General features: G+C 64.5%; 26 protein-coding genes. 11 read left to right on the plus strand and 15 right to left on the minus strand.

From position 1 onward, the window contains the following. Nucleotides 1-4: 4 nt before the first annotated feature. The 3 genes from EU803_RS04550 to EU803_RS04560 all read right to left on the minus strand — a co-directional run bounded on the left by EU803_RS04550 (nt 5) and on the right by EU803_RS04560 (nt 3,057). Entirely contained in the window at nt 5-847 is an 843-nt protein-coding gene (locus tag EU803_RS04550) for a PhzF family phenazine biosynthesis protein (protein WP_129680261.1), read from the minus strand. After that, the gene (locus EU803_RS04555) at nt 840-2,093 is read right to left on the minus strand and encodes a sodium:proton antiporter (protein WP_129680263.1); all 1,254 of its coding nucleotides are present in this window, start codon (nt 2,091-2,093) and stop codon (nt 840-842) included. Before EU803_RS04555 ends, EU803_RS04550 begins: the two co-directional genes overlap by 8 nt. 76 nt (nt 2,094-2,169) lie before the next feature. Beyond that, on the minus strand, nt 2,170-3,057 hold the full coding sequence (locus EU803_RS04560) for a GNAT family N-acetyltransferase (RefSeq protein WP_129680265.1): 888 nt from the start codon (nt 3,055-3,057) through the stop codon (nt 2,170-2,172). Nucleotides 3,058-3,103: 46 nt separating this feature from the next. Between EU803_RS04560 and EU803_RS18510 the strand changes: the two genes are divergently transcribed. Further along, nucleotides 3,104-3,265, plus strand: coding sequence for a hypothetical protein (locus EU803_RS18510; protein WP_165352777.1), 162 nt, complete (start codon nt 3,104-3,106; stop codon nt 3,263-3,265). Here EU803_RS18510 and tyrS read toward each other — a convergent pair whose 3' ends face one another. After that, nucleotides 3,266-4,516, minus strand: a complete 1,251-nt coding sequence (tyrS, locus tag EU803_RS04565; RefSeq protein WP_129680267.1) for a tyrosine--tRNA ligase — start codon at nt 4,514-4,516, stop codon at nt 3,266-3,268. Between the two features lie 63 nt (nt 4,517-4,579). On the opposite strand from tyrS, the gene EU803_RS04570 reads away from it, so the two are divergent. Beyond that, complete coding sequence (locus EU803_RS04570; RefSeq protein ID WP_129680270.1) at nt 4,580-5,680, plus strand: anhydro-N-acetylmuramic acid kinase; 1,101 nt, start codon at nt 4,580-4,582, stop codon at nt 5,678-5,680. Nucleotides 5,681-5,983: 303 nt separating this feature from the next. On the opposite strand, the gene EU803_RS04575 is transcribed toward EU803_RS04570, so the two are convergent. Next, nucleotides 5,984-7,555 (minus strand): trimethylamine methyltransferase family protein, encoded by a 1,572-nt coding sequence (locus EU803_RS04575; RefSeq protein ID WP_129680272.1) that lies wholly within the window; start codon nt 7,553-7,555, stop codon nt 5,984-5,986. Nucleotides 7,556-8,035: 480 nt separating this feature from the next. On the opposite strand from EU803_RS04575, the gene EU803_RS04580 reads away from it, so the two are divergent. Continuing rightward, nucleotides 8,036-8,647, plus strand: a complete 612-nt coding sequence (locus EU803_RS04580; RefSeq protein ID WP_129680274.1) for a porin family protein — start codon at nt 8,036-8,038, stop codon at nt 8,645-8,647. 26 nt (nt 8,648-8,673) lie between these two features. On the opposite strand, the gene EU803_RS04585 is transcribed toward EU803_RS04580, so the two are convergent. From EU803_RS04585 to cobS, 6 genes are all read right to left on the minus strand, one after another. Beyond that, complete coding sequence (locus tag EU803_RS04585; protein ID WP_165352778.1) at nt 8,674-9,531, minus strand: TPM domain-containing protein; 858 nt, start codon at nt 9,529-9,531, stop codon at nt 8,674-8,676. A gap of 68 nt (nt 9,532-9,599) precedes the next feature. Beyond that, on the minus strand, nt 9,600-9,941 hold the full coding sequence (locus EU803_RS04590) for a DUF427 domain-containing protein (protein ID WP_129680279.1): 342 nt from the start codon (nt 9,939-9,941) through the stop codon (nt 9,600-9,602). A gap of 99 nt (nt 9,942-10,040) precedes the next feature. Then, complete coding sequence (locus tag EU803_RS04595) at nt 10,041-11,843, minus strand: aminopeptidase P family protein (RefSeq protein WP_129680281.1); 1,803 nt, start codon at nt 11,841-11,843, stop codon at nt 10,041-10,043. A gap of 28 nt (nt 11,844-11,871) precedes the next feature. Then, nucleotides 11,872-13,746 (minus strand): cobaltochelatase subunit CobT, encoded by a 1,875-nt coding sequence (gene cobT, locus EU803_RS04600; protein ID WP_129680283.1) that lies wholly within the window; start codon nt 13,744-13,746, stop codon nt 11,872-11,874. After that, nucleotides 13,743-14,108, minus strand: coding sequence for a hypothetical protein (locus EU803_RS04605; protein ID WP_129680285.1), 366 nt, complete (start codon nt 14,106-14,108; stop codon nt 13,743-13,745). The genes cobT and EU803_RS04605 overlap by 4 nt, the downstream gene beginning before the upstream one ends. Further along, the gene (gene cobS / locus EU803_RS04610) at nt 14,101-15,087 is read right to left on the minus strand and encodes a cobaltochelatase subunit CobS (protein ID WP_129680287.1); all 987 of its coding nucleotides are present in this window, start codon (nt 15,085-15,087) and stop codon (nt 14,101-14,103) included. Before cobS ends, EU803_RS04605 begins: the two co-directional genes overlap by 8 nt. A gap of 219 nt (nt 15,088-15,306) precedes the next feature. Between cobS and msrB the strand changes: the two genes are divergently transcribed. Continuing rightward, a complete protein-coding gene (gene msrB, locus EU803_RS04615; RefSeq protein WP_129680290.1) occupies nt 15,307-15,771 on the plus strand; it encodes a peptide-methionine (R)-S-oxide reductase MsrB in 465 nt (154 codons plus the stop codon). Between the two features lie 187 nt (nt 15,772-15,958). Further along, nucleotides 15,959-16,486, plus strand: a complete 528-nt coding sequence (locus EU803_RS04620) for a hypothetical protein (protein ID WP_129680292.1) — start codon at nt 15,959-15,961, stop codon at nt 16,484-16,486. 12 nt (nt 16,487-16,498) lie between these two features. Here EU803_RS04620 and EU803_RS04625 read toward each other — a convergent pair whose 3' ends face one another. Continuing rightward, nucleotides 16,499-17,128, minus strand: coding sequence for a J domain-containing protein (locus EU803_RS04625; protein WP_129680294.1), 630 nt, complete (start codon nt 17,126-17,128; stop codon nt 16,499-16,501). Between the two features lie 78 nt (nt 17,129-17,206). Here EU803_RS04625 and EU803_RS04630 point away from each other — a divergent pair, with 78 nt between their 5' ends. After that, nucleotides 17,207-17,467: a BolA family protein gene (locus EU803_RS04630; RefSeq protein ID WP_129680296.1), complete on the plus strand. Its 261-nt coding sequence runs from the start codon at nt 17,207-17,209 to the stop codon at nt 17,465-17,467. A gap of 8 nt (nt 17,468-17,475) precedes the next feature. On the opposite strand, the gene EU803_RS04635 is transcribed toward EU803_RS04630, so the two are convergent. Both EU803_RS04635 and EU803_RS04640 read right to left on the minus strand, forming a co-directional pair. Then, nucleotides 17,476-17,895: a DUF4177 domain-containing protein gene (locus tag EU803_RS04635; protein WP_129680298.1), complete on the minus strand. Its 420-nt coding sequence runs from the start codon at nt 17,893-17,895 to the stop codon at nt 17,476-17,478. A 136-nt stretch (nt 17,896-18,031) separates the two neighbouring features. Then, nucleotides 18,032-18,487: a c-type cytochrome gene (locus EU803_RS04640; RefSeq protein ID WP_129680300.1), complete on the minus strand. Its 456-nt coding sequence runs from the start codon at nt 18,485-18,487 to the stop codon at nt 18,032-18,034. A 168-nt stretch (nt 18,488-18,655) separates the two neighbouring features. Here EU803_RS04640 and idi point away from each other — a divergent pair, with 168 nt between their 5' ends. Then, nucleotides 18,656-19,186 carry an isopentenyl-diphosphate Delta-isomerase gene (gene idi, locus EU803_RS04645; RefSeq protein ID WP_129680302.1) on the plus strand — a complete coding sequence of 177 codons (531 nt, stop codon included), beginning with the start codon at nt 18,656-18,658 and terminating at the stop codon, nt 19,184-19,186. A gap of 979 nt (nt 19,187-20,165) precedes the next feature. On the opposite strand, the gene EU803_RS04650 is transcribed toward idi, so the two are convergent. Then, nucleotides 20,166-20,792, minus strand: a complete 627-nt coding sequence (locus tag EU803_RS04650) for a hypothetical protein (protein ID WP_129680304.1) — start codon at nt 20,790-20,792, stop codon at nt 20,166-20,168. Between the two features lie 201 nt (nt 20,793-20,993). On the opposite strand from EU803_RS04650, the gene trpA reads away from it, so the two are divergent. From trpA to EU803_RS04670, 4 genes are all read left to right on the plus strand, one after another. Next, on the plus strand, nt 20,994-21,785 hold the full coding sequence (trpA, locus tag EU803_RS04655; RefSeq protein ID WP_129680306.1) for a tryptophan synthase subunit alpha: 792 nt from the start codon (nt 20,994-20,996) through the stop codon (nt 21,783-21,785). Between the two features lie 106 nt (nt 21,786-21,891). Further along, nucleotides 21,892-23,037, plus strand: coding sequence for a heme A synthase (ctaA, locus tag EU803_RS04660; protein WP_129680309.1), 1,146 nt, complete (start codon nt 21,892-21,894; stop codon nt 23,035-23,037). 1 nt (nt 23,038) lies between these two features. Continuing rightward, entirely contained in the window at nt 23,039-24,508 is a 1,470-nt protein-coding gene (locus tag EU803_RS04665; protein ID WP_129680311.1) for a carboxypeptidase M32, read from the plus strand. Nucleotides 24,509-24,613: 105 nt separating this feature from the next. After that, nucleotides 24,614-26,944: a Tex family protein gene (locus tag EU803_RS04670; protein ID WP_129680313.1), complete on the plus strand. Its 2,331-nt coding sequence runs from the start codon at nt 24,614-24,616 to the stop codon at nt 26,942-26,944. Nucleotides 26,945-26,974 lie beyond the last annotated feature (30 nt).

Consider the following 26,974-nt stretch of genomic DNA (forward strand, 5'->3'; position numbering starts at 1 on the left):
GGCGCTAACACGCAAGGGTTCCGGCCATGGTGCGGACGGCGTTGCCCGAAATGGTGACCATCCCGTCACCGGTTTCGGCCCGGATGACCGAGGGGCGGCCCATGTCCATGCCCTGATGGATCGTCAGGGTCTGGTCGGCCTTGCCGATCCGGGCCAGCAAGGCGGTCAGGGTCGCCGCGGCGCTGCCGGTGGCCGGATCTTCGGGGATGTTGTCCAAGGGCGCGAACATGCGCGCATCCACCCGGTCGCCGTCCCGCACATAGGCATATATCGCGAAATCCAGCGGGGTGGGGAACCGGCGGGCGCCTTCGCGGAAGGCGTCGGTCACGGGCAGGCAGGCCGACAGGCTGTCGCGGCTGTCCAGCCGGACAAAGGTGAAGGGCAAGCCCAGAGAGCATTGGATCGGCGCGTGGACGGTACAGTCCACCGCCGCGGCAGGCAGGCCAAGGCAGGCGGCGACAAGGTCCGGGTCAGGCTGGCCGAAATCTTCCAGTTTCGCCGGGACGCTGAATTCGGCGGCGCCATCCTTCGCGTGGGCGGGCAGGGGGCCGATGCCAAGCTCCAGGATCATCTCCGGCCCCTTGCCAAGGTCGGACAGGGCCACCGCCGCGCCAATGGTCGGGTGGCCGGCAAAGGGCACCTCCATCGTCGGGGTGAAGATCCGCAGCCGGGCGGTGTGTTCAGCGGCATGGGACGGGTAAAGGAACACGGTCTCCGAGAAATTGAATTCGCGCGCGATCTTTTGCAGCTTGTCTTCGGGCAGGGCCGTGGCGTCGGGGATCACCGCAAGCTGGTTGCCGCCAAAGGGCGCGTCGGTGAAGACGTCATAGACGAAGAACTCAGTCATGGGGCAACTCCGGCGCGCGGCCAAACCGTTCGGCCACACGCGTTACGGTCAGACCCTGCACGATGATCGAGAAGATCACGACGATATAGGTGCAGGTCAGGATCAGCGGTTTCCATTCGGTGTCGGGCAGGGACAGGGCCAGTGCGACCGATATCCCACCCTTCAGGCCGCCCCACGTCATGATCGGGATCACGCCGGGACTGAAGTCGCGGAACGGGCGCAGGACAAGGATGGGGACCGCGACGGCCGCCAGCCGCGCGACCAATGCCAGCGCAATGGACAGGGCCCCGGTCAGGAGGAAGCTGGTATCAAAGGCGACGGCGAAGACCTCGAACCCGATCATCAGGAACAGGACGGCGTTCAGGATTTCGTCGATCAGTTTCCAGAAGGCTTCGACGTATCTGCGGGTTTCTTCGGACATGCCGTATTTCGCGCCCACGTCGCCGATCAGCAGTCCGGCGCAGACCGCCATGATCGGGGCCGAAACATGCAGCCAAACGGCCAGTTCGTAGCCGCCGAAGGCAAGGCCAAGCGTGATCAGCACCTCGAGCGAATAATCGTCGATCAGGCGCATGACCCGGAAGGTCAGCCAGCCCAGGACGATCCCCAGAAGTGCGCCGCCAATCGCCTCTTGCACGAACAGGGTCAGCGCGGCGGACAGACCAGAGGCGTGATGGTCGCCTGCGGGAAAGGCCAGCCCGATCAGCACAAGGAAGACGACGTAGCCAACCCCGTCGTTGAACAGGCTTTCGCCCGCGATCTTGGTTTCCAGCGATTTGCGCAGGTCGGCTTCGCGCAGGACCCCCAGAACGGCGACAGGGTCGGTCGGCGAAATCAACGCGCCGAAGACCAGCGCGACCAGCAGCGGCATCCCGGTGATCCAGCTGAACCCGACCCCGACGATCAGGGTGGATAGACCGACCCCCAGCGTCGCCATCAAGAGGACGGGCAGCCATTGCGCACGAAGGTCGCCCAGTTTCACATGCAGCGCACCCGCGAACAGCAGAAGGCCCAGCATCCCTTCAAGAAGGGCGTCGGAAAACTCGATCTCCAGCACCTCGGCGCGGATCGCCTCTTCGACCGTCAGCGCGGGGAACAGCGCATCGGTCGCGATCACAGCAAAAGAGGCCAGAAGCGCCACCACAAGGATGCCGATGGCAGAGGGCAGCCGCAGAAACAGGTAGTTGATGGCCCCGAACGCCCCAGCGAGGACAATCAGGAGAGAGGCGATCTGCAAAAGCGACATGGGGTGGCCCGGCTGTTTCGTTTCACCCGTTATAGCGGCCTGCGGGCCGCCGGGGGAACCGCAAACCGTTCCCGGCTTATCCCGCGCGTGTCAGGCGCAGCCAGCTTCCTCCCAACGGGATCGCCTCTGCCCCGCTGCCCAGTTTGAACCGGGCGAGGCCGGGGGCGGCTTCGGTGTCGATGGTGCCAAGGTCGATCCGGCGAATGCCCCGGTCCGCCAGCCAGTCCGACGCCCGCGCAAGCAGCAGGTTATGGGCGTGCATTTCCCGCCCGATCGCCCCGTTCCAGCCGATCTGATAGGTGGCCACGGGCCCATGCATCAGAAACAGCATGGCCGCGACCCGTTCCCGCCCGTCATAGGCCACGAACAGACGGGCCTTGCCCGGGTTCTGGGTGGCCCAGGCCGCCGAGAAAGCAGGCGGAAACCCCTTGTATTTTTTCGCCTTCTGCTGGCGCGCCTCTTCCGCCAAAAGCCAATGATCCGCCTCCCCTTCGTACCGCAGGGATCGCCAGCGCAGCCCGCTGCGTTCCGCGCGCGACAGGCGGTTTCGCCATTTCACATCCATCCGGGCGCGGCGGGCATCCTCGCCCCCGCGAAGGTCCAGTTGGGCGATATGGGCGGCGGTCATCACCTTACGAAACCCTGCATCGGTCAGGGCCCCGTCTTCGCCGCTGGTGGCATTGATCAGGCGCACGCCCTGTGCCGAGAGGCCGCGGAACCCGTCGATCCGTTCGGCAATGGTGGGGGGATTGGCCCAATAGGGGCCCTGCGATACCAATCCGAACCGCCCCATGACCAAGGTATTGCGTGCGACCATGACCGCGTGACCCAATCGGTGCGGCCCGGACCGTAGCGTCAGGCAACAGGCGTCCCGCCCCATCGCACAGAGGGTCTGGGCGAATTGCGGATGCTGCTGCAGGGGCAGCGGCAACTGGGGGTCAGGAAGGGCGTCGGTAATCTGCATCCCCGCCGTTAAGGCAGAGGAAACCTAAATCCCGGTTAATCAGGGCATGAGCCGCAGCGATTCTCGATCCGTTTCAGACGTCTATGGCACCTCCGCCCCGTCGGTTCGGTTGACGGTTCGGGGCGCGGCGCTGCTTGCGGCGGCGGCCGCCCTTGCGGGCGGCGCGCTGTTGTTGATCGGCGAGGTTGTGGTTCGGGTTCTCTGGTGATTATCCCAGTTGAACCAGCGCGTGGCGCTTCTTGCCCGCGCTCAGCTTGACCGGGGTGGCCATATCGGCGGCGCTGAACATCCGACCGGCATCGGTGCAGGTCTCGTCGTTCACCTTCAACCCGCCCTCGGCGATCAGGCGCTTGCCATCCTTTCCCGACTTGGCAAGGCCCGAGCGGACGACAAGCTGGGCCAGTGAAATGCCCTCTGCCGCCTCGGACGCGGGCAGGGTGAGGGTGGGCAGGTCATCGCCCACGCCGCCCTTCTCGAATACCTCGCGGGCGGTGGCCTCGGCCGCGGCGGCGGCCTCGGCCCCGTGCAAAAGGGTCGTCACCTCATTCGCCAGAACGATCTTGGCGTCGTTGATCTCGGACCCTTCCAATGCGCCCAGACGGTTGCACTCCTCGACCGGAAGCTCGGTATAGAGCTTCAGGAACCGGCCCACATCGGCATCGGTTGTGTTGCGCCAGAACTGCCAGAATTCATAGGGCGAGCGCATGTCGGCGTTCAGCCAGACCGCGCCATCGGCGGATTTGCCCATCTTCTTGCCGTCCGAGGTGGTCAGAAGCGGCGAGGTCAGCCCGTAGATTTCATGATCCAGCACCCGGCGGGTCAGGTCGATCCCGTTGACGATATTGCCCCACTGGTCCGACCCGCCCATCTGCAACAGACAGCCATAGCGGCGGTTCAACTCAAGAAAGTCATAGGCCTGCAGGATCATGTAGTTGAATTCGAGGAAGGACAGGCTCTGTTCCCGGTCCAGCCGCGATTTCACCGATTCAAACGACAACATCCGGTTGACGCTGAAATGCCGCCCGATGTCGCGCAGGAAATCGAGGTAGTTCAGCCCGTCCAGCCATTCGGCGTTGTTCAGCATCAGGGCAGGGTTCTCGGCACGGTCATAGTCGATGTAGGCCGCAAAGACCTTCTTGATCCCGGCGATGTTGTCGTCGATCTGGTCCGCCGTCAAAAGCGGGCGTTCATCAGCGCGGAACGACGGGTCGCCCACCTTGGTGGTGCCGCCGCCCATCAGGGTGATCGGCTGGTGGCCGGTCTTTTGCAGCCAGCGCAGCATCATGATCTGGATGAGAGAGCCCACGTGAAGGGACTTGGCGGTGGCGTCAAAGCCGATATAGGCGGGGACGACGCCCTTTACCAATGCCTCGTCGAGGCCCTGGTAATCCGTGCAGTCCGACAGGAACCCGCGTTCCATCATGACGGCCATGAAATCGGATTTGGGATGGTAGGTCATCGTCTTGTCCTTCGGCTTTGGTCGGGGCACTCTATAAGCGGCAGGGAGCGCAAGGAAAAGCAGATGTTGAAGGGTGAACCGGTTCGGGTGCTTGGGGCCATGTCCGGGACCTCGCTGGATGGGGTGGATGCGGCGGTGCTGACCACCGATGGAGAGCGGATTCTGGACTTTGGCGAAAGCCGATTTCGCCCCTATTCGGCAGAGGAACAAGCGATCCTGCGCGCGGCCCTTGGGAAGTGGGAGGGGCCAGAAGTCATTGCGGCGGCCGAACTGACATTGACCGCCCATATTGAGGCGCTGTCGGGGGTCGGGCCGGTCGACCTTGTCGGCTTTCACGGGCAGACCGTGGCCCATGATCCGGCCGGATGCGGCACGCTGCAACTGGGCGACGGGGCGGCCCTGGCCGAGGCGCTGGGCCTGCCGGTGGTTTGGGATTTCCGCAGCGCCGATGTGCGTCTGGGCGGGCAGGGGGCGCCGCTGGCCCCCTTCTATCATTTCGCGCTGGCCAAATGGATCGGCGCCGATGCGCCGCTGGCCTTTTTGAACCTTGGGGGCGTGGGCAACCTGACATGGGTGGACCCGGGCAAGAATCGGCCCGAGGCAGAGGGCGCGCTTCTGGCCTTTGACACCGGCCCGGCGAATGCGCCGATCAACGACCTGATGCAGGAACGGCGTGGAGAGCCCTATGACCAGGACGGGGCGCTGGCCGCAATCGGGCAGGTGGTCGATGGCGCGCTGGAACTGTTCCTGGACGAGGGGTATTTTCTGAAGGTGCCGCCGAAGTCATTGGACCGGAATGATTTTTCCCTGATGCTGGATCTTGTACGGGAGTTGGGCGATGCCGATGCCGCCGCCACCATGACCGCGATGAGTGCGGCGGCGGTGATGCAGGGGATGCAATTTTGCCCGCGCCCGCCGGACCGCGTTCTGGTTACCGGAGGCGGGCGGCATAACCCTGTAATGATGGAAATGCTCGCCGCCGGTCTGGATTGCCCCGTCGAGCCGGTGGAGGCGGTCGGGCTTGACGGCGATATGCTGGAAGCGCAGGCCTTTGCCTTTCTTGCGGCGCGGGTCGCGCGGGGATTGCCCACCTCTGGCCCCGCTACGACAGGCGTGCGGGCGCTGGTCGGCGGCGGCACGATCAGCACCCCCGGCGGCGTGTAATCCAATTGCGCGGCTGCCGCCGCATTCCGATTCTTGAAATCGGCACCGCGACACGATGGTTTTGGCGTTGCGCGTGCCGAGGCGGCGGATGCCTCCGGCGGGAGTATTTGGGGCAAAATGAGAGTGGCCTCATCTTGCCCCAAACGGTGGGTCTGAACCCTCACCTTGCACGGTCATCGGCTCTCCAGCCTGTACCGTGCCTCCTATCTGCGCCGTTAACCTTAATGCGGCATTAACGGCTCTCATTTTGCCAGAAATACTCCGGGGGTGAGGCCCGGACCGGGCCGAGGGGGCAGCGCCCCCTTAGCCCGGTAGGTGAATGCGGAAACGTTCGCGGATCGCCGCGTCGGTGGCCGGGTCGAAGCGGGCCGCGGCCCGTTCGGACAGGATCCGCTCTTTCCGCGCGGTGGCCTTTTCGATCAGGTCGGGTTTGCCCTTTTCCGCCCATTCCTTGGGTGAGGTTCGGTCGCCAAGTGTCGGATATACGTGATCCTTTTGCATCCGGCTGAGCGTTGCGTCGGTCCCAAGATAATGCCCGGTTCCGCCGAGGCAGACCTCGCGCATCTGTTCCAGCGCAAGGGTGGTGTCGTCCACCTCGATCCCGCGCACGCAGCGCAGCGCCTGCCCGATCAGGTCGTCCCCGAGGATCAGGCTTTCGTGGCAGAACCCGAGGAGAGAGGCATGCATCCCTGCCGCCTCGTAGACCATGTTCAGACCGGCCAGACCGGCCATCACGTTGGAACACATCTGTTCCCAGCCCGCCTGCATGTCCGGCAGTTTGCTGTCGGCGATCCCGGCGGCGGCCCCGCCGGGCAGGTCGTAGAATTTGTGCATCTGGGCGCAGCCTGCGGTCAGCAGGGCCTGTTCCCCGGACCCGCCGGTCATCGCCCCGGTGCGCAGGTCCAGCCCGAAGGGCCATGTGCCGAAGATCGCCGGGTGTCCGGGCTTGATCGCGTTCACATAGACGACCCCCGCAAGACATTCGGCCACGGCCTGCACGATCGCACCTGCCACGGTCGAGGGCGCGGTGGCCCCGGCCATGCCCGCGGACAGAAGCAGCACCGGCATACCGCCCGCGATGCATTCCTCCATCACCTTGCAGCTTTCGGTGGCGAATTTCATCGGCGGCACGACGAAGCAGTTGGAGTTCGACACGAAGGGCCGGGCGCGCCATTCGGCCTCTCCCCCGGCGATCATGTGCAACATTTCCATCGCGTCGCCGACATAGTCGGGATCGGTGAAGGAGACGCCCACATGTTTCGTGGTTCCAGCACAGCTGGCATAGACCGAGTTGAGGTCCATTTCCCGGTTGTCGGCGATGTCCCGGCACACCATGGGGCGTTGCAGGAAGTGGATGTTGTCCAGCTGGTCGACGATCCGGGCGGCGTCGTGCAGGTCCTGCACTGTGCTGTCGCGGTAGTTTTTCCCGGCCACGTCAACCATATGCACCGCGGCCCCGGCGGTGCCGTAGTGCACATTGGCGCCAGCAAGGTGCAGGTCACGGGCCGGGTCGCGCCCGTGCAGGGTGATCCCGCGGGCGGCCTTGGCCAGCATGTCTTCGACCAGCGCGCGGGGAATGCGGATGCGCCCGTCATCGCCAAGGATCGCGCCTGCGCCGGTCAGGATCTCGACCCCGCTGGGCGGCGCGTCGGCCAGACCGATCTGTTCCAGCGCCTGAAGCGCGGTTTCGTGAATTCGGGCCACCTGCGCATCGGTCAGGGGCTTGTACTGGCCGCCCGGCATACCGGGCCGGATCGGGCGCATATCATCGGACAGGGGGGCGGCGCGGGCGGCCTTGCGGGCGGCGCGGCCACCGGAGCGGCTGCCCCGGGCGCTGGTGTTGGACGGGGTCGGGGTTTCGATTTCAATCGACATGGATCAGCCTGTAGCAGGACACGGGGAATAGCGGGGAAGGCGGGCAGAAAAGATCGAGGGGGCCGATTACGGACGGCCGCGCGCAGCACGGCCCCGCCGCGCACCGATGGTGCGGGTCACGAGGTCGAGGATGCTGGTTTCGCTCATCTTGATCCTGCGGAGGGGCCGGTTGGGCCGATGATCCGACTATTCAAGTGATTCATCCGCCATTCTTTCCCAATTGCGACAGGGCGTCGTTTTTGGTGGGCCGGTTGCCGCCAGCCCGTCGGCGAAACGCTGCCTTGGGCTGGGATGGATGGGGCCGGCGCGTGCCCGCGGGCAGAAGTTTGCCAGTTGTATCCGGGTGTTTCAGCGGCTTTGCGCCGCGATTTTCCGGGGGGCTTGGAAAGTGGCTGCGGCGGTTTCACCTAGGGTCCGATCACAGGATCACCCGTCGCGACCCTGCGGCGGGCAGGACTCGAGACAGTAAGGACAAGCCTCATGAAGAAGACACTTCCGACCCTTTCCGCGATGGTGCTGACCACCGCGCTTGCCGCCCCGGCCTTTGCGGGCGGCCCAACCGAGCCGATCATCGAACCGGCGCCGATGCCGGTCATCACGCCTGCCCCTGTCGCGACGGGCGGGGACTGGACCGGATTCTATGCGGGTGGATCGCTTGGCTATGCCGATGTCACCGGGTCCTCGACCCTTGGGGACGAGGTCAACGGGCTGACCTATGGCGTGCACGCGGGCTATCTTCAGGATCTCGGCAGCATCGTCCTGGGCGGCGAGCTGGAGCTGTCGGGCGCCGATATCACCGATGACGTCAGCGGGCTGTCGGTGGACAGCGTGGCACGAGCCAAGGCGCGTGTTGGTTATGACGCGGGCCAGTTCATGCCCTATCTGACCGCCGGTGCGGCGCAGCTGACCACCTCGGGCGCGATTGACGACAAGGACACCGGATACTTCGGCGGGATCGGGCTGGACTACCAACTGTCCGACCAGTTGACCATCGGGGGCGAGGTGCTTCAGCACAAGTTCGACGACTTCGCGGGCAGCGGCATTGACGTTGAAGCGATGAGCGTCAGCGCGCGGGTCAGCTTCCGCTTCTGACCTGTGTGCGGGGCCGGGCGGGAGGGCTACCAGCTTCCGCCCGCGCCTCCGCCACCGGATGACCCGCCCCCGAAACTGCCGCCCGAGCTGGAACTGTTCGACGACGTTGACAGGGCCGCGATGGCATAGGTGCTTGTCGCGACGTGGCCGCAATGCGGGCAGGTCAGGGTCAGCCGTCCCTCGCCCTTTCGGCCGCGGGTTGCCTTGGTCAGCACTTCCTTCTGCCGGTTCAGCCCTTTCTGGCCGCAGCTTTCGCAGGGCTGATTGCGTCGCCGCCATGCGGCAAAGCCAAAGCCACCGGCAACAAGGGCAATCGGGATGCCGAGGAAGGCCGCAAGGATCGCGAAACCATTGGTCCCGCCGCCGCTGCGTTCCGGGGCATCGGCGCCTGCCTTGAACGGGGTCACGATCCGCCGGATCAGCCCCTCGACCCCAGCCTCGATCCCCGCGGAATAGTTGCCGTCGCGAAACTGGGGCAAGATATCTGTGTTGACCGTTCCCTGGGCTTCGTAGTTCCAGTTGTTGTCATAGCCGAGGCCCAGTTCGATCCACAGCTCGCGGTCGTCGCGGAAGACCATCATCAGGATGCCATCATTGGTTGCAGCCTTGCCCACCCCCCAATGGTCGAACAGTGCGCGGGCATATTCTTCGACGGTCATGTCTTCGGCGTAATAGGCGAGCGACGACAGGGTGACGACGGTCAGTTCGACACCGGTCTCGGCTTCCAGCTTGGTCAAGGTTTCGACCAGCCGGACCGTCGTTTCGTCGTCGATCAGGCCCGAGAAATCGTTGACCGTGGTGCTGTCCGGGTCCGGGAACAGTTGCGCCTGCGCCATAAAGGGCAGGAGGGCGGAAAACAGGAAAGCGGCAAGAAAACGGATCATGACTATCCCCCAATGAAATATGGGGGAAGTCTGCATGATCGGGGGGGCTTTGGGCAAGGTCCGCGTGATCAGACCTGTTCGACGGCAACCTTGGACGGGTAGAAGGCCAGATATCCGGCGATCTCCTTCGCCACCTCTTTCGGGGTCTCATAGCTCCACGCCGCGTCGTTGATCGGGCCGCTTTTCGCGATGATGTTGAAATAGACAGCGTCGCCCTTGAACGGGCAATGCGACCCGGTGGCCGAGGCGTCAAGGAAGGCCATCGCGATGTCGTCACGCGGGAAATAGATGACTGGCGGGTAGTCGCCTTCGACCAGTTCCAGCGCCGCCTTGCTTTCGCCGATGACGGCCCCGCCGGCGCGAACCACCCATGTGCCATCTGCCGGGCGGATCTTGATATGGTCGGTCATTGTCGTTTCTCCCTCGTCGTCTGTCATAGGAACCCCGTGCCACGAAGGCGGGTCGCCATCGTGCGGGGCAGTCTGAACCGTTTTCGTAACGGTGGTGCGTCAGAGCGGCGCGCAGGCCGCCTTCAGCCAGTCGGACGCAGCGCCATCCAGCCGCGGTCCGATCCGCGCCAACGTATCCGCATGATAGGCATCAATCCAAGCCTTTTCGTCTGGTGACAGGAGGGATGCGTCAATCAGCCCGCGATCCAGCGGCACGAAGGTCAGCGTTTCAAAGCCCATCAGCGCCCGATGTGCATCCCCGCCGGGGAACGGGGCGGGGTCGGTCACGGCCACAAGGTTTTCGATCCGGATGCCAAAGGCCCCGTTGCGATAGTAGCCGGGTTCGTTCGACAGGATCATGCCGGGCTCCAGCGGCACGGAGGACCGGCGCGACAGCCCCTGCGGCCCTTCGTGGACGCAGAGGTAGACGCCCACCCCATGCCCGGTGCCGTGGTCGAAATCCATTCCGTCCGCCCAAAGCGGCGCGCGGGCGAGCGCATCAAGATGCTGTCCGCCAACCCCCTTGGGAAAGCGGGCGCGGGAAATGGCGACCATTCCCTGTAGGACCCGGGTGTAGCAGCGCCGTTCGTCCGCCCCGACCGTGCCGATCCCCATCGTCCGCGTGATGTCGGTCGTCCCGTCGATGTATTGGCCGCCGGAATCCACCACGATCAGATCGCCGTCTTTTAGCGCGCGATTGGTCCGGTTCGTCACCCGGTAATGCATGATCGCCCCGTTCGGCCCGGTTCCGGCGATCGTATCGAAGGAAATATCCAGAAGCGCGTTGGTGTCCCGCCGGAAGCCTTCCAGCGCGGTGACCACGTCGATCTCGGTCAGGGTGCCCTTGGGCGCGGCCTCGGACAGCCAGTGCAGGAACCGGCACATGGCCGCGCCGTCGCGCAGGTGCGCCTCGCGCATGCCCTTCAGCTCGGTCGGGTTCTTGCGGGCCTTGGGCAGGGCGCAGGGGTCTGCGCCGTCTTCCGTGGCCACCTTTGCGCCCGCCAGCGCATCGGCCAGCGCGCGGGGGGTGGATTTCGGGTCGATCAGGACTGGCCCGGTCAGGTCCGCAAGGTCGCGGGTCAGGTCGTCCAACAGGTGAACCGTGACCTCGGCGCCAAGGTGATCCCGGATCGCGTCGGCCCTGCCGTCGCGGGCATAAAGGGCGCAAGTGCCGTTCGCGCGCAGGATCGCGAAGGATTGGGGCACCGGGTTCTTTTCGATATCCGCGCCGCGGATGTTCAGCAGCCAGGCGATGGAATCGGGCTGGCACAGAAGGGCGGCGGTCTGGCCGTTTCCGGACAGGGATTTGCCCAGACGTGCCCGTTTGTCCACGCTGGTTTCGCCCGCATTTTCAATCGGGTAGGCGAAGAAGGGCGCATCGGGCGGGGCGGGGCGGTCGGGCCAGATCGGGTCGATCAGGTTGGGCGTCGCCCGCAGGGTAAGCCCCTTCTTTTCCAGCGTGCTCCGCAGGGTGTCGACCTCGGCCACGGTATGCAGCCAGGGGTCGAACCCGACCACCGCGCCAGGGGCCAACCGTTCGGTCAGCCAGTCGCCCAGCTGCACCTCGGGCCAGTCGACGGGGGTGAAGACATCCGCCACCTCGTCATGGACCTGCACCCGGTAGCGGCCATCGACAAAGACCCCCGCCTGATCGGCCAGAACGGCGCAGAACCCGGCCGATCCGGTGAAACCGGTCAGCCATGCCAACCGTTCGTCGCAGGGGGCCACATATTCGCCCTGCCAGGCATCGGCGCGCGGCACGATGAAGGCATCCAGCCGCGCAGCCGCCATCCCGGCCCGCAGCGCGGCAAGCCGTTCCGGCCCTTTGGACCCATCGGCCTTTTCATCGAAGGTCTGAAACATCTGCGGCCTTCCCATCGTCTGACGGCGGTTATCCGACCCTGCGCATCCCCAGCACACGGGCGCGTTTGCGCGGGTCGCTGTCGAACAGGCTGGCCAATTGTTCGGTCATTGCCCCGGCAAGCTGGTCCACATCGGTGATCGTCACCGCGCGGTTGTAATAGCGGGTCACGTCATGGCCGATGCCGATGGCGATCAGTTCAACGAATTTCTTCTTTTCCACCATGGCGATAACGTCGCGCAGGTGTTTTTCCAGATAGTTCGCCGGGTTGACCGACAGGGTGCTGTCATCAACCGGGGCGCCATCGGAAATGACCATCAGGATCTTGCGCGCCTCGGGGCGGCCCATCATCCGGCGATAGGCCCATTCCAGCGCCTCGCCGTCGATGTTTTCCTTCAGCAGCCCTTCCTTCATCATCAGCCCAAGGTTGGGCCGGGTCCGCCGCCACGGGGCATCGGCGGATTTGTAGATGATATGGCGCAGGTCGTTCAGGCGGCCCGGTTGCAGCGGGCGGCCATCGGCCAGCCATTTTTCGCGGCTTTGCCCGCCCTTCCACGCGCGGGTGGTGAACCCAAGGATTTCCACCTTCACGTTGCAGCGTTCCAGCGTCCGGGCCAGCACATCGGCGCAGATCGCCGCGATGGAAATCGGGCGTCCGCGCATCGAACCGGAGTTGTCCAGAAGCAGCGTCACCACGGTGTCGCGGAATTCAGTGTCTTTTTCGACCTTGAAGGACAGCGGCGTCGTCGGGTTGGCCACCACGCGGGCAAGGCGGCCCGCGTCAAGGATGCCTTCCTCGCGGTCGAATTCCCAGCTGCGGTTCTGCTGGGCCTGAAGGCGGCGCTGCAGCTTGTTGGCCAGCCGGGACACCGCGCCCTTCAACGGTTCCAACTGCTGGTCAAGATAGGCGCGCAGCCGTTCTAGTTCGGCCGGTTCGGCAAGGTCTTCGGCACCGATCTCTTCGTCGAAGTCGGTCAGCCAGGCGCTGTAGTCCGGGTCGGCGTCGGAAATGGGGGCGGGCGGCGGCGGCTCCAGCGGGGCCTCGCCCTCGGGCATTTCCGCCTCTTCGTCCAGTTCGGCGTCGGCCATGTCATCGGCCGAGACCTCGGCCTGACTGTCGTCCTGGGTTTCTTCCTGGCTTTGCTCGGGGCTGGCCTCGGTCTGCTCTTCCTCGGACTGGTCCTCGCCGGTCGAGTCCGGGTCGTCCTCTGCCGCCTCTTCGCTGGCGTCGTCGGGGGCCTCGTCGTCCTCCATGTCCGGGTCGTCGCCCAGCTGGTCGCCATAACCGAGGTCGGAGATGACCTGTCGCGCGAATTTGGCGAATGCCTTCTGGTCGTCCAGCGCCTCGGTCAGACCGTCCAGCGTGCCGCCGGCCTGATCCTCGATGAACCCGCGCCACAGTTCCATCACGTTGTCGGCGCCGCGGGGCAGGGGGCGGCCGGTGGCCAGATGCCGGATCAGGTAGCCCGCGGCCACCGACAGGGGCGCGTCCGAGGCCTGGGTGATCTGGTCATATCCCTTGCGGGCGGCCTCGTTCCCGATCTTGGCGTCGATGTTGCCCGCCGTGCCGGGCATGTATTTCGCGCCCACGGCTTCGACCCGGGCGGCCTCCATCGCGTCGTAAAGATCGCGGGCCATCTGGCCCTGCGGCATGTAGCGGTTGGCGACAGCCTCGTCATGGAACTTGTGGCGCAGCGCAAAGGCATCCGCCGTGCCGCGCGCCAGAAGCACCTCGTCGCGGGTCATGCGGCGGCTGACCTGCGGCAGGCGCACGCTGTCGTTCGACAGGCCGGGTGGGTCGACCGAATAGGTGACCGACAATTCGGGATTGTCGGCCAGAACCTTGGTCGCCTCGGCCAGCGCCTTCTTGAACGGATCGGCGGGGTTGTCGCTGGGTTTGCTCATGGCAAGAGGCCCGCTGTTTCGTCATAGCCCGCCGCCAGCCCTTCGCAGAAGGCGCGCGACTGGTCGATCATCGCCTGTGCCGAGGGGTTGCTGTCGTAGGTCTGGAAGAAGGGAACCAGCATCGGGGTCGTGCCCTCCAGCTTGGCCGCGACATCCGCCTCGGCCTGGCCAGATGTGCGGGCGGCCAGCGCGACAAAGCCCGCCGCCAGCGGCTGGTCCGCGCCCAGATGCGCGCCTTCGGCAAGGTAGAAGCCCGCGCAATAGCCGATCTGCTGATCTTCGGGCAGGGTGTCGAACCCCTGCGCCTGCGCGGCCCCGCCCAAAAGGGCAAGGCCAAGGGCGATATGAAGCGCCTTAGCCAAGGCTCGCACTGGCTGCCGACTCTGGCAGTTCCTCGTCAAAGCAGCGCTGGTAGAATTCGGCGACCGTCTGCCGTTCCAGTTCGTCGCATTTGTTCAGGAACGACAGGCGGAAGGCATAGCCCACGTCGCGGAAGATTTGGGCGTTCTGGGCCCAGTTGATCACGGTCCGGGGCGACATGACGGTGGACAGGTCGCCGTTCATGAAGGCGGTCCGGGTCAGGTCGGCGACGGTGACCATCTGGCTGACGGTCTTGCGCCCCTCGGCGGTGTTGTAGGTCGGCGATTTCGACAGGACGATCGCGGCCTCGGCGTCATGCGACAGGTAGTTGAGGGTGGACACAAGGCTCCACCGGTCCATCTGCGCCTGGTTGATCTGCTGGGTGCCGTGATAGAGGCCCGTCGTGTCGCCCAGACCCACGGTGTTGGCCGTGGCGAACAGGCGGAAATACTTGTGCGGGGTGATGATCTCGTTCTGGTCCAGCAAGGTCAGCTTGCCGTCGTGTTCCAGAACCCGCTGGATCACGAACATCACGTCGGCGCGGCCGGCGTCGTATTCGTCGAACACGATGGCAACGGGATTGCGCAGCGCCCAGGGCAGGATGCCTTCGTGGAATTCCGTCACCTGCTTACCATCACGCAGCTTGATCGCGTCTTTGCCGATCAGGTCGATCCGGCTGATGTGGCTGTCAAGGTTGACGCGCACGGCGGGCCAGTTCAGCCGGGCGGCGACCTGTTCGATATGGGTGGATTTCCCGGTGCCGTGGTAGCCCTGGATCATCACCCGGCGGTTCCAGCCAAAGCCCGCAAGGATCGCCAGCGTGGTTTCGGGATCGAACTTGTAGGTGGGGTCGATTTCCGGCACCCGGTCTGACCGCTCTGCAAAGCCCTTGATGGTCATATCGGTATTGATACCGAACACCTCGCGAACCGAGATTTCCTCGGTCGGTTTCATCTGCGGGTCAAGCGTAAGGTCGGACATGCGGCAGGCTTTCCTGAAATATCTTTCGTCGGATTCGGGATGCAACATAACGGGCGGGGCGGCAAGGGAAAGGCCAAGCGGCGACATTTGCCGGGGAAATTCGCCTGATCCGCGGCGGAACCTTCACGCCCTGTCACAAGGACGTGCGTCACGGGCTTGCGACTGGGCGGGGCGGGGGTGGGCCTGATATTGCTGGCACGAACAGGAAAGGACCCCGTTATGAACCGTCGCATGTTTACCCGTCTTGGCCTTGCCAGCCTTCTGGCCCCCGCCGCCACCGCCCTGCGCGCCCAGAGTTTCGAGGTGACCCGCACGGACGCGGAATGGCGGGCGATGCTGTCCGACCTTGAATATCGGGTCATGCGGCATGAAGCGACGGAACGGGCCGGGTCCAGCCCGCTGGACAAGAACTATGCCGCGGGCGTCTATCACTGCCGCGGCTGCGATCTGGCGCTCTACTCCTCGGCCCATAAATTCGACAGTGGCACCGGCTGGCCCAGCTTCTGGCAATCGCTGCCCAATGCCATCGGCACCAAAGAGGACAACACCCTGTTCACCACCCGGACCGAATGCCATTGCCGCCGCTGCGGATCGCATCTTGGGCATATCTTCAACGATGGCCCGGCCCCGACAGGCAAGCGGCATTGCATCAATGGGGTCAGCCTTGTGTTCCGGGCCGCCTGACGTTCTTGCGCCGGGCGCGGCCGATTCCACCGGCCCGCAAACAATGCGTTTCAGGGCCTGATATTGCACCCCGCGCGGGGACAATTATCCCGAAAATTGTTGAAAAATGTGAAGGACTTCAGGAAGTTCTGGATTGGCAGGCGGAATTGCCGCATTCATCAGGTGCAACCTGCCAAATCCGGATCCGATGAAGCGACACCTGCAAAAACTGACAGGGGCGACAGACGGCGACAAATGTCGCTGGCTTGCCTATGCGCTGATCGCCGCCTTTGGCGCGGGGATCAGCCTTGTCGCGGTTGCGCGGATCGGACATGGGGCCGGGCTGTCCCACGCCATGTCGGCCTATGAACAGTGGATCGTGGTCGCCGGGGCGATCGGCGCGGCCACGGGGCTGTTCGTCGCGCGGGACCGGTTTGGCCTGCCGGGGATGCAGGGGGCGCTGCGGGCAGCACGCGGCGGGGTGATCGCCACGATCACCGGTCCGGTTGTCGCGGGCACCTTGGCGCTGCCGCTTTATGGCACGATGTTCGGGCCGTTCACCTTTGTGGTGATGCTGGCAGGCGCGCCCATTCTGGCGGTTCTGTGGGTTCTGAACCTGTCGGCGATCCATGTCCTGTTCCGGGCATGGCGCAAGGAACGGGACAGTATTTTCACCGGGACTGACGACAGCCCGCAAAGCCGGCGGCCCCGCATGGGGCGACTGGCGCGGGGATAGCCCGGCGCGGGGTCAGTCCTTGAAGTGGCGGCTGACCTTGATCTGATCCCAGGCCCAGACCACCTCGGTCAGCTGTTCTTCCTGACTGCGGTCGCCGCCGTTCATGTCCGGGTGCAGCACCTTGATCAGCGATTTGTAGACCTTGCGGATTTCCGCCTTGGTCATGTTGTCCTTGGCATCAAGGATTTCGATCGCCTTGCGTTCGGTCGGGGGCAGCTTGCGGCCCGCGCCCGCCGCGCGGCCGGGATTGCGGGTGGCGTTTTCGCCCAGAACCTGATGCGGGTCATCGACGCCCAGCCGGGCCCAGGCCCGTTCCTCGGCCGACCGCTTGAACGGCTTGGTCTCGCGTTCCCAGACCCGGTCCTTGTCGACCTGGGCCATATATTCCGCCTCGGTCGCGCCGTCGAAGAAGTTCCACTTCAGGTTATATTCGCGCACGTGGTCTTTGCAGAACCAGAAGAAGTCATCGAGGATATCGGGGCTTTTGGGCGCCCGGTACTGTCCCGCTTCCTGGCAACCGTCATGATCGCAGACGCGGGTCGACGTTTCGAAGGCACCTGACATGCCCCGGCGACCGCGCGGATTTTTCTTCTTCGACGCGGATACCGACATATCGAACCCGAAGGGATCTGGTTTGGGCATGGGCAAAGCCTCGCTTTTCGACTCGGACGCAGGAGTTTAAGCGATGTGTCACGAGATTGAAGGGGGTCAGGAAAAATAATGGGACTTGCGGAACAGATCGAAATGCGCCTGCGCGAGGCATTCGCGCCAGAACAGCTTGAGGTGCGCAACGACAGCGCCCGTCACGCGGGCCACGCGGGCGATGACGGAACCGGCGAAAGCCACTGGCACGTCACCATCGTTTCGGCGGGCTTTGCCGGCCAGTCGCGGATCGCCCGTCACCGCGCGGTTCACGCGGCGCTGGGCGCAGACATCATGGGCCGGATACACGCGCTGGGGCTGGACCTGCGCGAAGTGTAGGTGACGCGTCAGGCCTTTTCCTGCTCGGGCAGGGGCGTCTCCTCGCCGGCGTCCTCCCCGACCTCCGGCTCGGCTGGCTCGGCATCAGCGGGGGGCAGGGCCTCGTCCTCATCGGCTTCCGGGTCATCGGCAAGGTCCGCAGTCTCGTCATGGGATTCGGCAAGGATCTGGTCAAGGATCTCTTCGTCCGTGGGCGGCAGGGCCCGGCGGAACACCAGCAGGTTCTGGTAGACGGTCGTGCGCCCGGTCAACCCGCTGCGCTCTTCCGAGGGCAGGGTGTCGGCGCGGATGTATTCCCAGCCCTCTGCGGCAAGCCCGTTGATGACCTGCTCCATCGACAGCGCAAAGCGGTCTTCGGCGGTCTTTACCCCACGTGCCTTGGTGCCGCGTTTCGGCGCCGGCACGATCTTGTACTCGAACATTCCCATACTGGACTTTCCTTCAGGTTGGCCGCTGTTGTCCGCCGCCGCGTATAGCAACCGCATGGGCACAGTCCAAGCCCGCAATGAAAAAGGGCGCCTTCATGGTCGAAGGCGCCCCGGAAACTGTCGTGAATCTGGCCGATTATTCGGCTTGGGCTTCTTCCTCTTCCTCTTCTCCGGCCGAGAAGGTCGCGAGGTAGGCGTAGATGTCTTCGGCATCGTCTTCCGAGCGGACGCGGAACGACATCTTGGACCGCGCGCGGCGGTCATCAAGGGTCACGCGCAGCCAATCGGTCGGGTCCTGGACGTAGGCGACAAAGCTGTCTTCGTCCCAGATCGCCCCGGCCTCACCGGCGGCAAGGATCGCCTCGCCGTAGTTGAAGCCTTCCACGGCCCCGACGGGCCCGCCGATGATCCCGAACAGGTTCGGGCCGGTGCGGGCATTGCGCCCGGCCAGCACCTCGCCCTCGGCGTTGGCGACGACGTGGCAGGACACGCATTGGCGGCCGAACAGCTCTTCCCCGGCGGCTGCATCCCCTTCGGCAAGAACGGGCGTTCCCAGAACGGCGACAAGGGCGGCGAGTTTCAGCTTGGTCATGATCGACTCCTGACTGGTTGGCCGGGTGATCCGGCCCTGATGGGTTCTGTGCAGACCATAGTCCTGTCGCCGGACGGGGAAAAGGGGCCGCGCCAATTCGCCACGTTTCAGGGGGGAATTCACCGCTGGGGACTTCCCAAGGCGCGCGGTTCGGGGCAAGAGGCGGCCATGACTGGACAAGACCAACAGATGATCCCGACCTGGGTGGAGGGGGTGCTGACCCCGGTGGAGAAGCTGGAGGCGCATATCCGCGGCCTGCGGCACCGCGCGGTCAGCGTCTTTCTGCGCGATCCCGCCGGACGGTTGCTGATCCAGCGCCGGGCGCTGGGCAAGTATCACACCCCCGGCCTGTGGGCGAATACCTGCTGCACCCATCCCCTGTGGGACGAGGCGCCGCTGGACTGCGCAAACCGGCGTCTGGATCAGGAACTGGGCATCACCGGGGTGGTACCGGTCTGGCGGCAACAGGTGGAATACCGGGCCGACGTGGGCGGCGGGCTGACCGAACATGAGGTCGTGGACATCTTCCTTGTGGACACGCCGGAGGACGTGGCCGTCACCCCGAACCCGGAAGAGGTGATGGACACCGACTGGCTGACCCTGCCCGAGTTGGAGAGCCAGATCGCCCTGGCACCTGAGCGGTACACCCCGTGGCTGCGGATCTATCTGGACCAGCACAAGGCGGCGATCTTCGGATAGGATGGTGGGTTGAAACCCACCTTACGTAGGGGCGCAGTCCCGGAGCCACGCAAGGTCCGGCTGACCTGATGAAACGTGGAGGGTCAGATGGGCGGGCGACGGGGGATCAGGTCGGAGCCGGTGTGTTGCAATCACGAAAGGGGCGACCAAGTACTCGGACGGTCATTGGGAAGCGAGGCTAGCTGCCTGATCCGATGCAGCCATTGCCCCAAAATCCTTCCAAACCTGAACTTCGCATCGCTTCGCCGAAGTCTGTCAGCGAAGACCCTTCCAACCGGCTACAAGGCATTGCCCCGAGAGAACCATCCAGATAGATTTCAGTTTCCCCTCCCTCTGAGAAAAAATTGCAGCTTCGGCGTTGCAGTCGTCGTAGAGACTCACGGGGAATAAATGTCTCCATGGGGACCGCTTCTCCTGGCCCAACCCGCGTTAGCTCGGGTTCCGCCAGCACCCCAGGTGGCCTTCCTTCGAACCCAAGATGGTTCTTGTCGTGAGCGGCGTCCGCACAGCTTGCCGAATTACCCCCCTCACCATTTCTCAAATGAACAAATCCGAGCCAGCCGATTCCGCCACGGGTTATGAGGCACAGTGGCTCGTTTAGTTCATTCGTGAGGCGGAGTTCAAATCTCAGACCACTTGCTATCGAGCCTTCTACGGTTTCCACAACCAGACGCCCCGGCAATCGTTCCAAAGAGTGAACGGATGAACGGCAATCCGCAGCGTAGGAGCCGGTTCCTGCCAGCGCCAGAAGAATGGATAAGAGCTTCAATATAGCTGACCTCAAAATACTCCAAACACATGCAACCTATTGCCATTTCGGGCAGGGAAGAAGAGCCATTTTCAGCCGACAGCTGCGCGTTTGCCAGACTGTAGATCGCTATCTCGTGCGGCTACGCAAGAGTCCGCCAGAATAGTTGGCCACGCCCGGCCCGTGGTGGGTCAAGACCCACCTTACCCCATAGACACTCTGGCCCCTGACCTAGGGTGACATAACCAAATCTTCACCGTGGAAAAATCGCTCTTCCATTAAATCACTTTCAGCTCTGATGAGTTGCTTGTTTAGTATGACCGCCTCCAGCAACTCGTGGCCCGTATCATCAACAGAGCATCTAGATATGAGAATTGACCAGATGAATTGATATTCAAAACTGGCATTGATCGCCCGCATGCTTTCCTGAACATCACGGTCAGCCTCATCCGGATCCCCATGTCCCAAGACCACTATTCTGCCATTTCTGTCGATATCAATCTTCCCATCTACTCCAATTGATAGACCAGCGTCGGCAGGAAGAACCAAGACCTCTTCGGGCGCGCGAATGACCGGCCTCAACACTGTCTGCAAGAGGGGAGAACCTATCGGACGATCATCAAGCGCAAGGAGATCGACCCCAAAGCCATAGAGGCACAGCATGTCCCCCGAAACGTTTTGCAGATCGGCATGACCTTCGAATTGAAAGCCCTCTTTTGCTAAAACTGCGGATTGATGCAGGTCGACCCATCCGGTGTGGATGGGATAGACCGAGCCCGGACCACTGGGAGAGGGCACATAATCACATGCCGTCAATGCGAGCAGTCCCGAACAAGCCGCCATCAACAATCTGTACATTTCCAAAAAACCTCGAAGAAGAACGGCGCAGAAGGCACCAAACTTTGCTTGTGTCCATTTTCCACACCCGGCCCGTGGTGGGTCAAGACCCACCTTACCACCAACGCCGCCCCCGTAAGGTGGGTTTCAACCCACCGCCCCCATTGATTTTCCCGCCCCTTTGCCGCAAACCGCTGCGAGGACCGCAGAAGGGAGCCCCGCATGACTCGGATCGACGCAAAATTCGCCGCCCTGAAGGCTGAGGGTCGCAAGGCGTTCGTCGCCTATGTCATGGCGGGTGACCCGGACTATGATACCTCGGTCGAGATCGTGAAGGGCCTGCCGGGCGCGGGCGTGGATATCATCGAACTGGGCCTGCCCTTTACCGACCCGATGGCCGATGGCCCAACGATCCAGCTGGCCGGTCAGCGGGCGCTGGAGGGGGGGCAAACCCTTCTCAAGACCCTTCAGATCGCGCGCGAGTTGCGCAAAGAAGACGATACAACCCCGATCGTCCTGATGGGCTATTACAACCCGATCTATTCGCGCGGCGTAGACCGGTTTTTGGCCGAGGCGAAAGAGGCCGGGATCGACGGTCTGATCGTCGTGGACCTGCCGCCCGAAGAGGATGCGGAACTGTGCATTCCGGCGCAGGCGGCGGGAATGAATTTCATCCGTCTTGCCACGCCCACGACCGATGACAAGCGCCTGCCCAAGGTGCTGCAGAACACCAGTGGCTTTGTCTATTACGTGTCGATCACCGGGATCACCGGGGCCGCGAATGCCGAGGCTGGCGATGTCGGCCCGGAAGTGGCCCGGATCAAGTCCCAGACCGACCTGCCGGTGATCGTCGGCTTTGGCATCAAGACCCCCGAGGCCGCCGAGACCATCGCCAAGGTGGCCGATGGCGCCGTGGTCGGGTCGGCCATCGTCGACCGGATCGGCAAGGGCGACAACGTGGCCGATGTGCTGGCCTTCGTCAAAGGGCTGGCCTATGGGGCGCACCGCGCCTGAGGCCCCGTGGCGGGGCCGGGGGCGCGACAGGCTGTCCCCACCCCTTGCCCAAGGTGCCGCCCCGCAATAGCTTGCGCCGCAACCCATGCAAGCTGACAGGTGCCCGATGGCCGACAAACCCCGCTCCATCTTTGAAGATGTCCAGACCAGCCAGAAGCCGGCCGCCGCGCCGGGCGCGATTGACCGCGCAGGCGGGCAGGGGGCGCGGGGCGCGATCCGCCGCTGGCTGATGGTGATCTTTGCCCTTGTGGCCCTGATGATCGCCGTGGGCGGCATGACCCGCCTGACCGACAGCGGGCTGTCGATCACCGAATGGAAGCCCGTCACCGGGGCGATCCCGCCGATGACCGCCGCCGCTTGGGAGGTGGAGTTCGAAAAATACCGCGCCATTCCCGAATACCAGTTGCAGAACGCCGGCATGACCCTGTCCGAGTTCAAGGCAATCTATTGGTGGGAATGGGGGCATCGGCAGCTGGGTCGGGTGATCGGACTTGTCTGGGCGCTGGGCTTTGCGTGGTTCTACCTTGCCCGCAAGATCCCCACCGGCTGGACCCGCCGCCTGCTGCTTCTGGGGGCTTTGGGCGGCCTGCAGGGCGCAATCGGCTGGTGGATGGTCCATTCGGGCCTGCAAGAGGGGATGCTGGATGTCGCCTCTTACCGGTTGGCGACCCATCTTGGCCTGGCCTTCGTGATCTTCGGGTTCCTCGCCTGGTATGTGTTCCTTCTGGGCCGGCGCGAGGCCGACCTGATGCAGGCCCGCCGCGCCGGAGAGTCCCACCTGTTCGGGATGAGCACCGGGCTGATGCATTTCGCCTTTCTGCAAATCATCCTTGGCGCCTTGGTCGCGGGGATCGACGCGGGCCGGGCCTTTCCCACCTGGCCGCTGATGGGCGACGGGTTCCTGCCGCCTGATCCCTTCACCCTGACACCGCTGTGGCGAAACTTTTTCGAAGATGCCGGGCTGGTGCAATTCGTGCACCGGATGGTGGCCTATGGCCTGTTCGCCTATGGCATTTTCGTCTGGACCCGTGCCCGGCGCAGTCCGAACCACCGCACCCGCTTTGCCTTTAACGCGATGCTGGCGGTGATGTTCCTTCAGGTCGTTCTGGGGATTGTCACGGCGCTTTACTCTGCCCCGGTCCAGATCGCGATCCTGCATCAGATCGGCGCGGTGGCCCTGTGGGTGCTGATCCTGCGGGCCCGCTACCTTGCCCGCTACCCGCTGGCGCAATCCATCCGCGAAGGGGCATAGAATGACCGCATTCGACGACTTGATGGCCTTCCAGCGCGAGACAGAGGCGCTGGGCCAGATTGCGGGCCGCCTTGGCTGGGATCAGGAAACCATGATGCCCGAAGGCGCGACCGACCAGCGGGCCGAGGAACATGGCGCGATTGCCAATGTCCTGCACGCCCGCCGGACCGATCCGCGCATCGGCGACTGGCTCGACCGGGCCGAGGCCCCGGATGCCGCGGGCGCCGCGCAACTGCGCCTGATCCGCCGCAGCTATGACCGGACGATGAAGGTGTCCGCCGCGCTGGCCGCCGAGATCGCCCGCACCACCAGCCGGGCGCATAGGGTCTGGGCCGATGCCCGCGCGGCCGAGGACGTGGCCGCCTTTTTGCCGATGCTGGACAAGGTGGTGGCGCTGCGCCGGGAAGAGGCCGCTGCACTGGCGCAGGGTGGCGATCTTTATGATGCGCTGATCGACGATTACGAACCCGGCGCCAGCGGTGCAGAGCTGGCCGCGATGTTCGATGCGATGCGCCCGCGCCTTGTGGCCCTGCGGGCGGCGATCCTTGATCGCCCGCAACCCAAGGGGCTGTCTGGCAATTTCGACGAGGCGGGGCAGCTGAAACTGTCCACCTTGCTGGCCCGGACCTTTGGCTATGACATGAACCTCGGCCGGATCGACAAGGCAGTGCATCCGTTCTCTTCCGGCTCGGGTCTTGATGTGCGGATTACAACGCGGACCGCCCCGGAGGATCCGTTCAACTGCTTCTATTCCACCATTCACGAGGTCGGCCACGCCGCCTATGAACAGGGGATCGACCGGGCCTATCTTCTGACCCCGCTTGGGTCGGGCGTGTCGATGGGCGTGCACGAAAGCCAAAGCCGGATCTACGAAAACCAATTGGGGCGCAGCCGCGCCTTCACCGGCTGGCTGTATGGCCAGATGTGCGACACCTTCGGGGATATCGGCGTGGAAGGGCCGGACGCCTTCTATGCCGCCGTCAATGCGGTGCGGAACGGATACATCCGGACCGAGGCGGATGAGGTGCAATACAACCTGCACATCATGCTGCGCTTTGATCTGGAACGCGCCCTGATTGCCGGGGATTTGCAGGTGGGCGATCTGGAAGCCGCGTGGAACGACAGGTTCGCCGCCGATTTCGGCTATGCAGTGGACCGGCCATCGAACGGGGTCTTGCAGGATGTGCACTGGTCCGAAGGGTTGTTCGGATATTTCCCGACCTACAGCTTGGGAAATGTCTACGCCGGGTGCCTTTACAAGGCGCTGGCCCGCGATGTGCCGCAGGTGAACGAAGGCTTGGCCAAGGGCGATACCAGCCCTGCCACCGGCTGGCTGCGGCAGAACCTGCAACAGTTCGGCGGGTTGCGCGACCCGAAGGCCACGATCGAACACGCCTGCGGCGAAGCGCCGTCGGAAGCGCCGCTTCTGGGCTATCTCGAAGCGAAGTTCGGCGAGCTGTACGACCTTTAGGCGATCTGTGGGGCGGCAGGCCACGCTGCCCCACCGTTCCCCCTTGGCCTGCCTGATGGGGGGCGCTAAGACAGGCGTCCGACCCCAGTTCAGACGGAGGCCCTCTTGGACATCGCAGCCCGTATCGCCGCCACCATCGCCACTGAAATCGACGCAAGGCCGCAGCAGGTTTCCGCCGCCGTGGCCCTGTTGGACGAGGGGGCGACCGTGCCCTTCATTGCGCGCTATCGCAAAGAGGTGACGGGCGGGCTGGACGATACGCAGTTGCGCAAGTTGGCCGATCGGCTGAGCTATTTGCGCGAGATGGAAGACCGGCGCGCCGCCATCCTTCAGTCGATCCAATCGCAGGACAAGCTGACCGACGATCTGGCCAAAGCGATTGCACAGGCCGAAACCAAGGCCGCGCTGGAAGACATCTACCTGCCTTACAAGCCCAAGCGGCGGACCCGCGCCATGATCGCCCGCGAAAACGGGCTGGAGCCGCTTCTGGACGCGATCCTTGCTGACCACGCGGCCGAGCCTGAGGCCTTGGCTGCGGGTTATGTAACAGAGGCCGTGCCGGGGGTGAAAGAGGCGTTGGACGGTGCCCGCGATATCCTTGCCGAACGGCTGGCCGAGGATGCGGGCCTTCTGGGCCGGTTGCGCCAGTACATGCAGGCCGAGGCGCTGGTGACCTCGCGGGTGATTGAGGGCAAGGAACAGGAAGGCGCGAAGTTTTCCGATTATTTCGCCCATTCCGAACCGTGGTCCAAGGTGCCGTCGCACCGGGCGCTGGCCATGCTGCGGGCCTCGAAAGAAGGCATCGTCACGATGGATATCGCGCCCGAGCCCGAGGCTGGCGCGGCGCGGGCCGAAGGGATCGTTGCCGCCCATATCGGCATTCCGGGGCAGGGCGCGGGCGACCTGTGGCTGCGCAAGGTCGCGGGCTGGACCTGGCGGGTCAAGCTGTCCACCTCGATGATGCTGGACCTTCTGTCCGATCTTCGGGCGCGGGCGCAGGAAGAGGCCATTCAGGTCTTTGCCCGCAACCTCAAGGATCTGTTGCTGGCCGCCCCCGCCGGGGCGCGCGCGACGCTGGGTCTAGATCCGGGCATTCGGACCGGGGTCAAGGCGGCGGTGGTGGATGCCACGGGCCGGGTTCTGGCGACGGACACGCTTTATCCCTTCCAACCGAAGAACGACCTGCGGGGCGCGCAGGCGGCGGTTCTGCGTCTGGTGCAGGCGCACGGGGTGGACCTGATCGCCATCGGCAACGGCACCGCCAGCCGCGAGACGGAACGGTTCGTCGCCGAGGCGCTGAAGATGTTGCCGCAGGGGGTGAAACAGCCGACCAAGGTCGTGGTGTCCGAAGCGGGGGCGTCGGTCTATTCGGCCTCCGAACTCGCGGCACGGGAGTTTCCCGATCTGGACGTGTCCCTGCGTGGGGCGGTGTCAATTGCCCGCCGGTTGCAGGACCCGCTGGCCGAACTGGTCAAGATCGAGCCGAAATCCATCGGGGTCGGCCAGTATCAGCATGACGTGGACCAGCACCGGCTGGCCAAATCTCTGGAAGCGGTGGTCGAGGACGCGGTGAACGCGGTTGGGGTGGACCTCAACACCGCCTCGGCCCCACTGCTGTCCTATGTCTCGGGCCTGGGCCACAGCCTCGCCGAGGCGATCGTGGACCACCGCAACAGCCACGGGGCCTTCACCTCGCGGCAAGAGCTTTTGAAGGTCGCGCGCCTTGGACCACGGGCCTTTGAACAGGCCGCCGGGTTCCTGCGGATCCGGGACGGGGCCGAACCGCTGGATGCCTCCTCCGTCCACCCGGAGGCCTACGGCGTCGCCCGGCGGATCGTGGCCGCCTGCGGTCGCGACATCCGCAGCCTGATGGGCGATGAAACGACGTTGCGGGGGCTGCGCGCGGACCAATTCGTCGATGAGACCTTTGGCCTGCCGACGGTGCGCGACATCCTGTCGGAACTGGAAAAGCCGGGGCGCGACCCGCGGCCCGAATTCAAGACCGCCAGCTTTGCCGACGGGGTCGAGGACATCAAGGACTTGAAGCCGGGCATGGTGCTGGAAGGGACGGTGACCAATGTGGCGGCCTTTGGGGCCTTCGTGGACATCGGGGTACATCAGGACGGGCTTGTGCACGTCAGCCAGCTTGCCGACCGCTTCGTCAAGGACCCGCATGAGGTGGTCAAGGCCGGCGATATCGTCCGCGTCCGGGTGACAGAGGTGGACGTGCCCCGCAAACGGATCGGGCTGTCGATGAAGAAGGACGGCGGGGCCTCGGCCCGCGAAGACCGGGCCGCACAGGGGCAGACGCGCGGGCAGGACCGGCCCAAGGGGCCGGGCGGCAAACCCCGCCACACCGCCAAACCCGCCCCGCAAAAGGGCAGCGACACCGGCGCGCTAGGCGCGGCGTTGCTGAACGCGATGCGGAAGACCTGATTGTGGGGGGCGACATTCGATGTATGGTGG

Source organism: Loktanella sp. IMCC34160 (assembly GCF_004145845.1).
Taxonomy (GTDB): Bacteria; Pseudomonadota; Alphaproteobacteria; order Rhodobacterales; family Rhodobacteraceae; genus SELP01.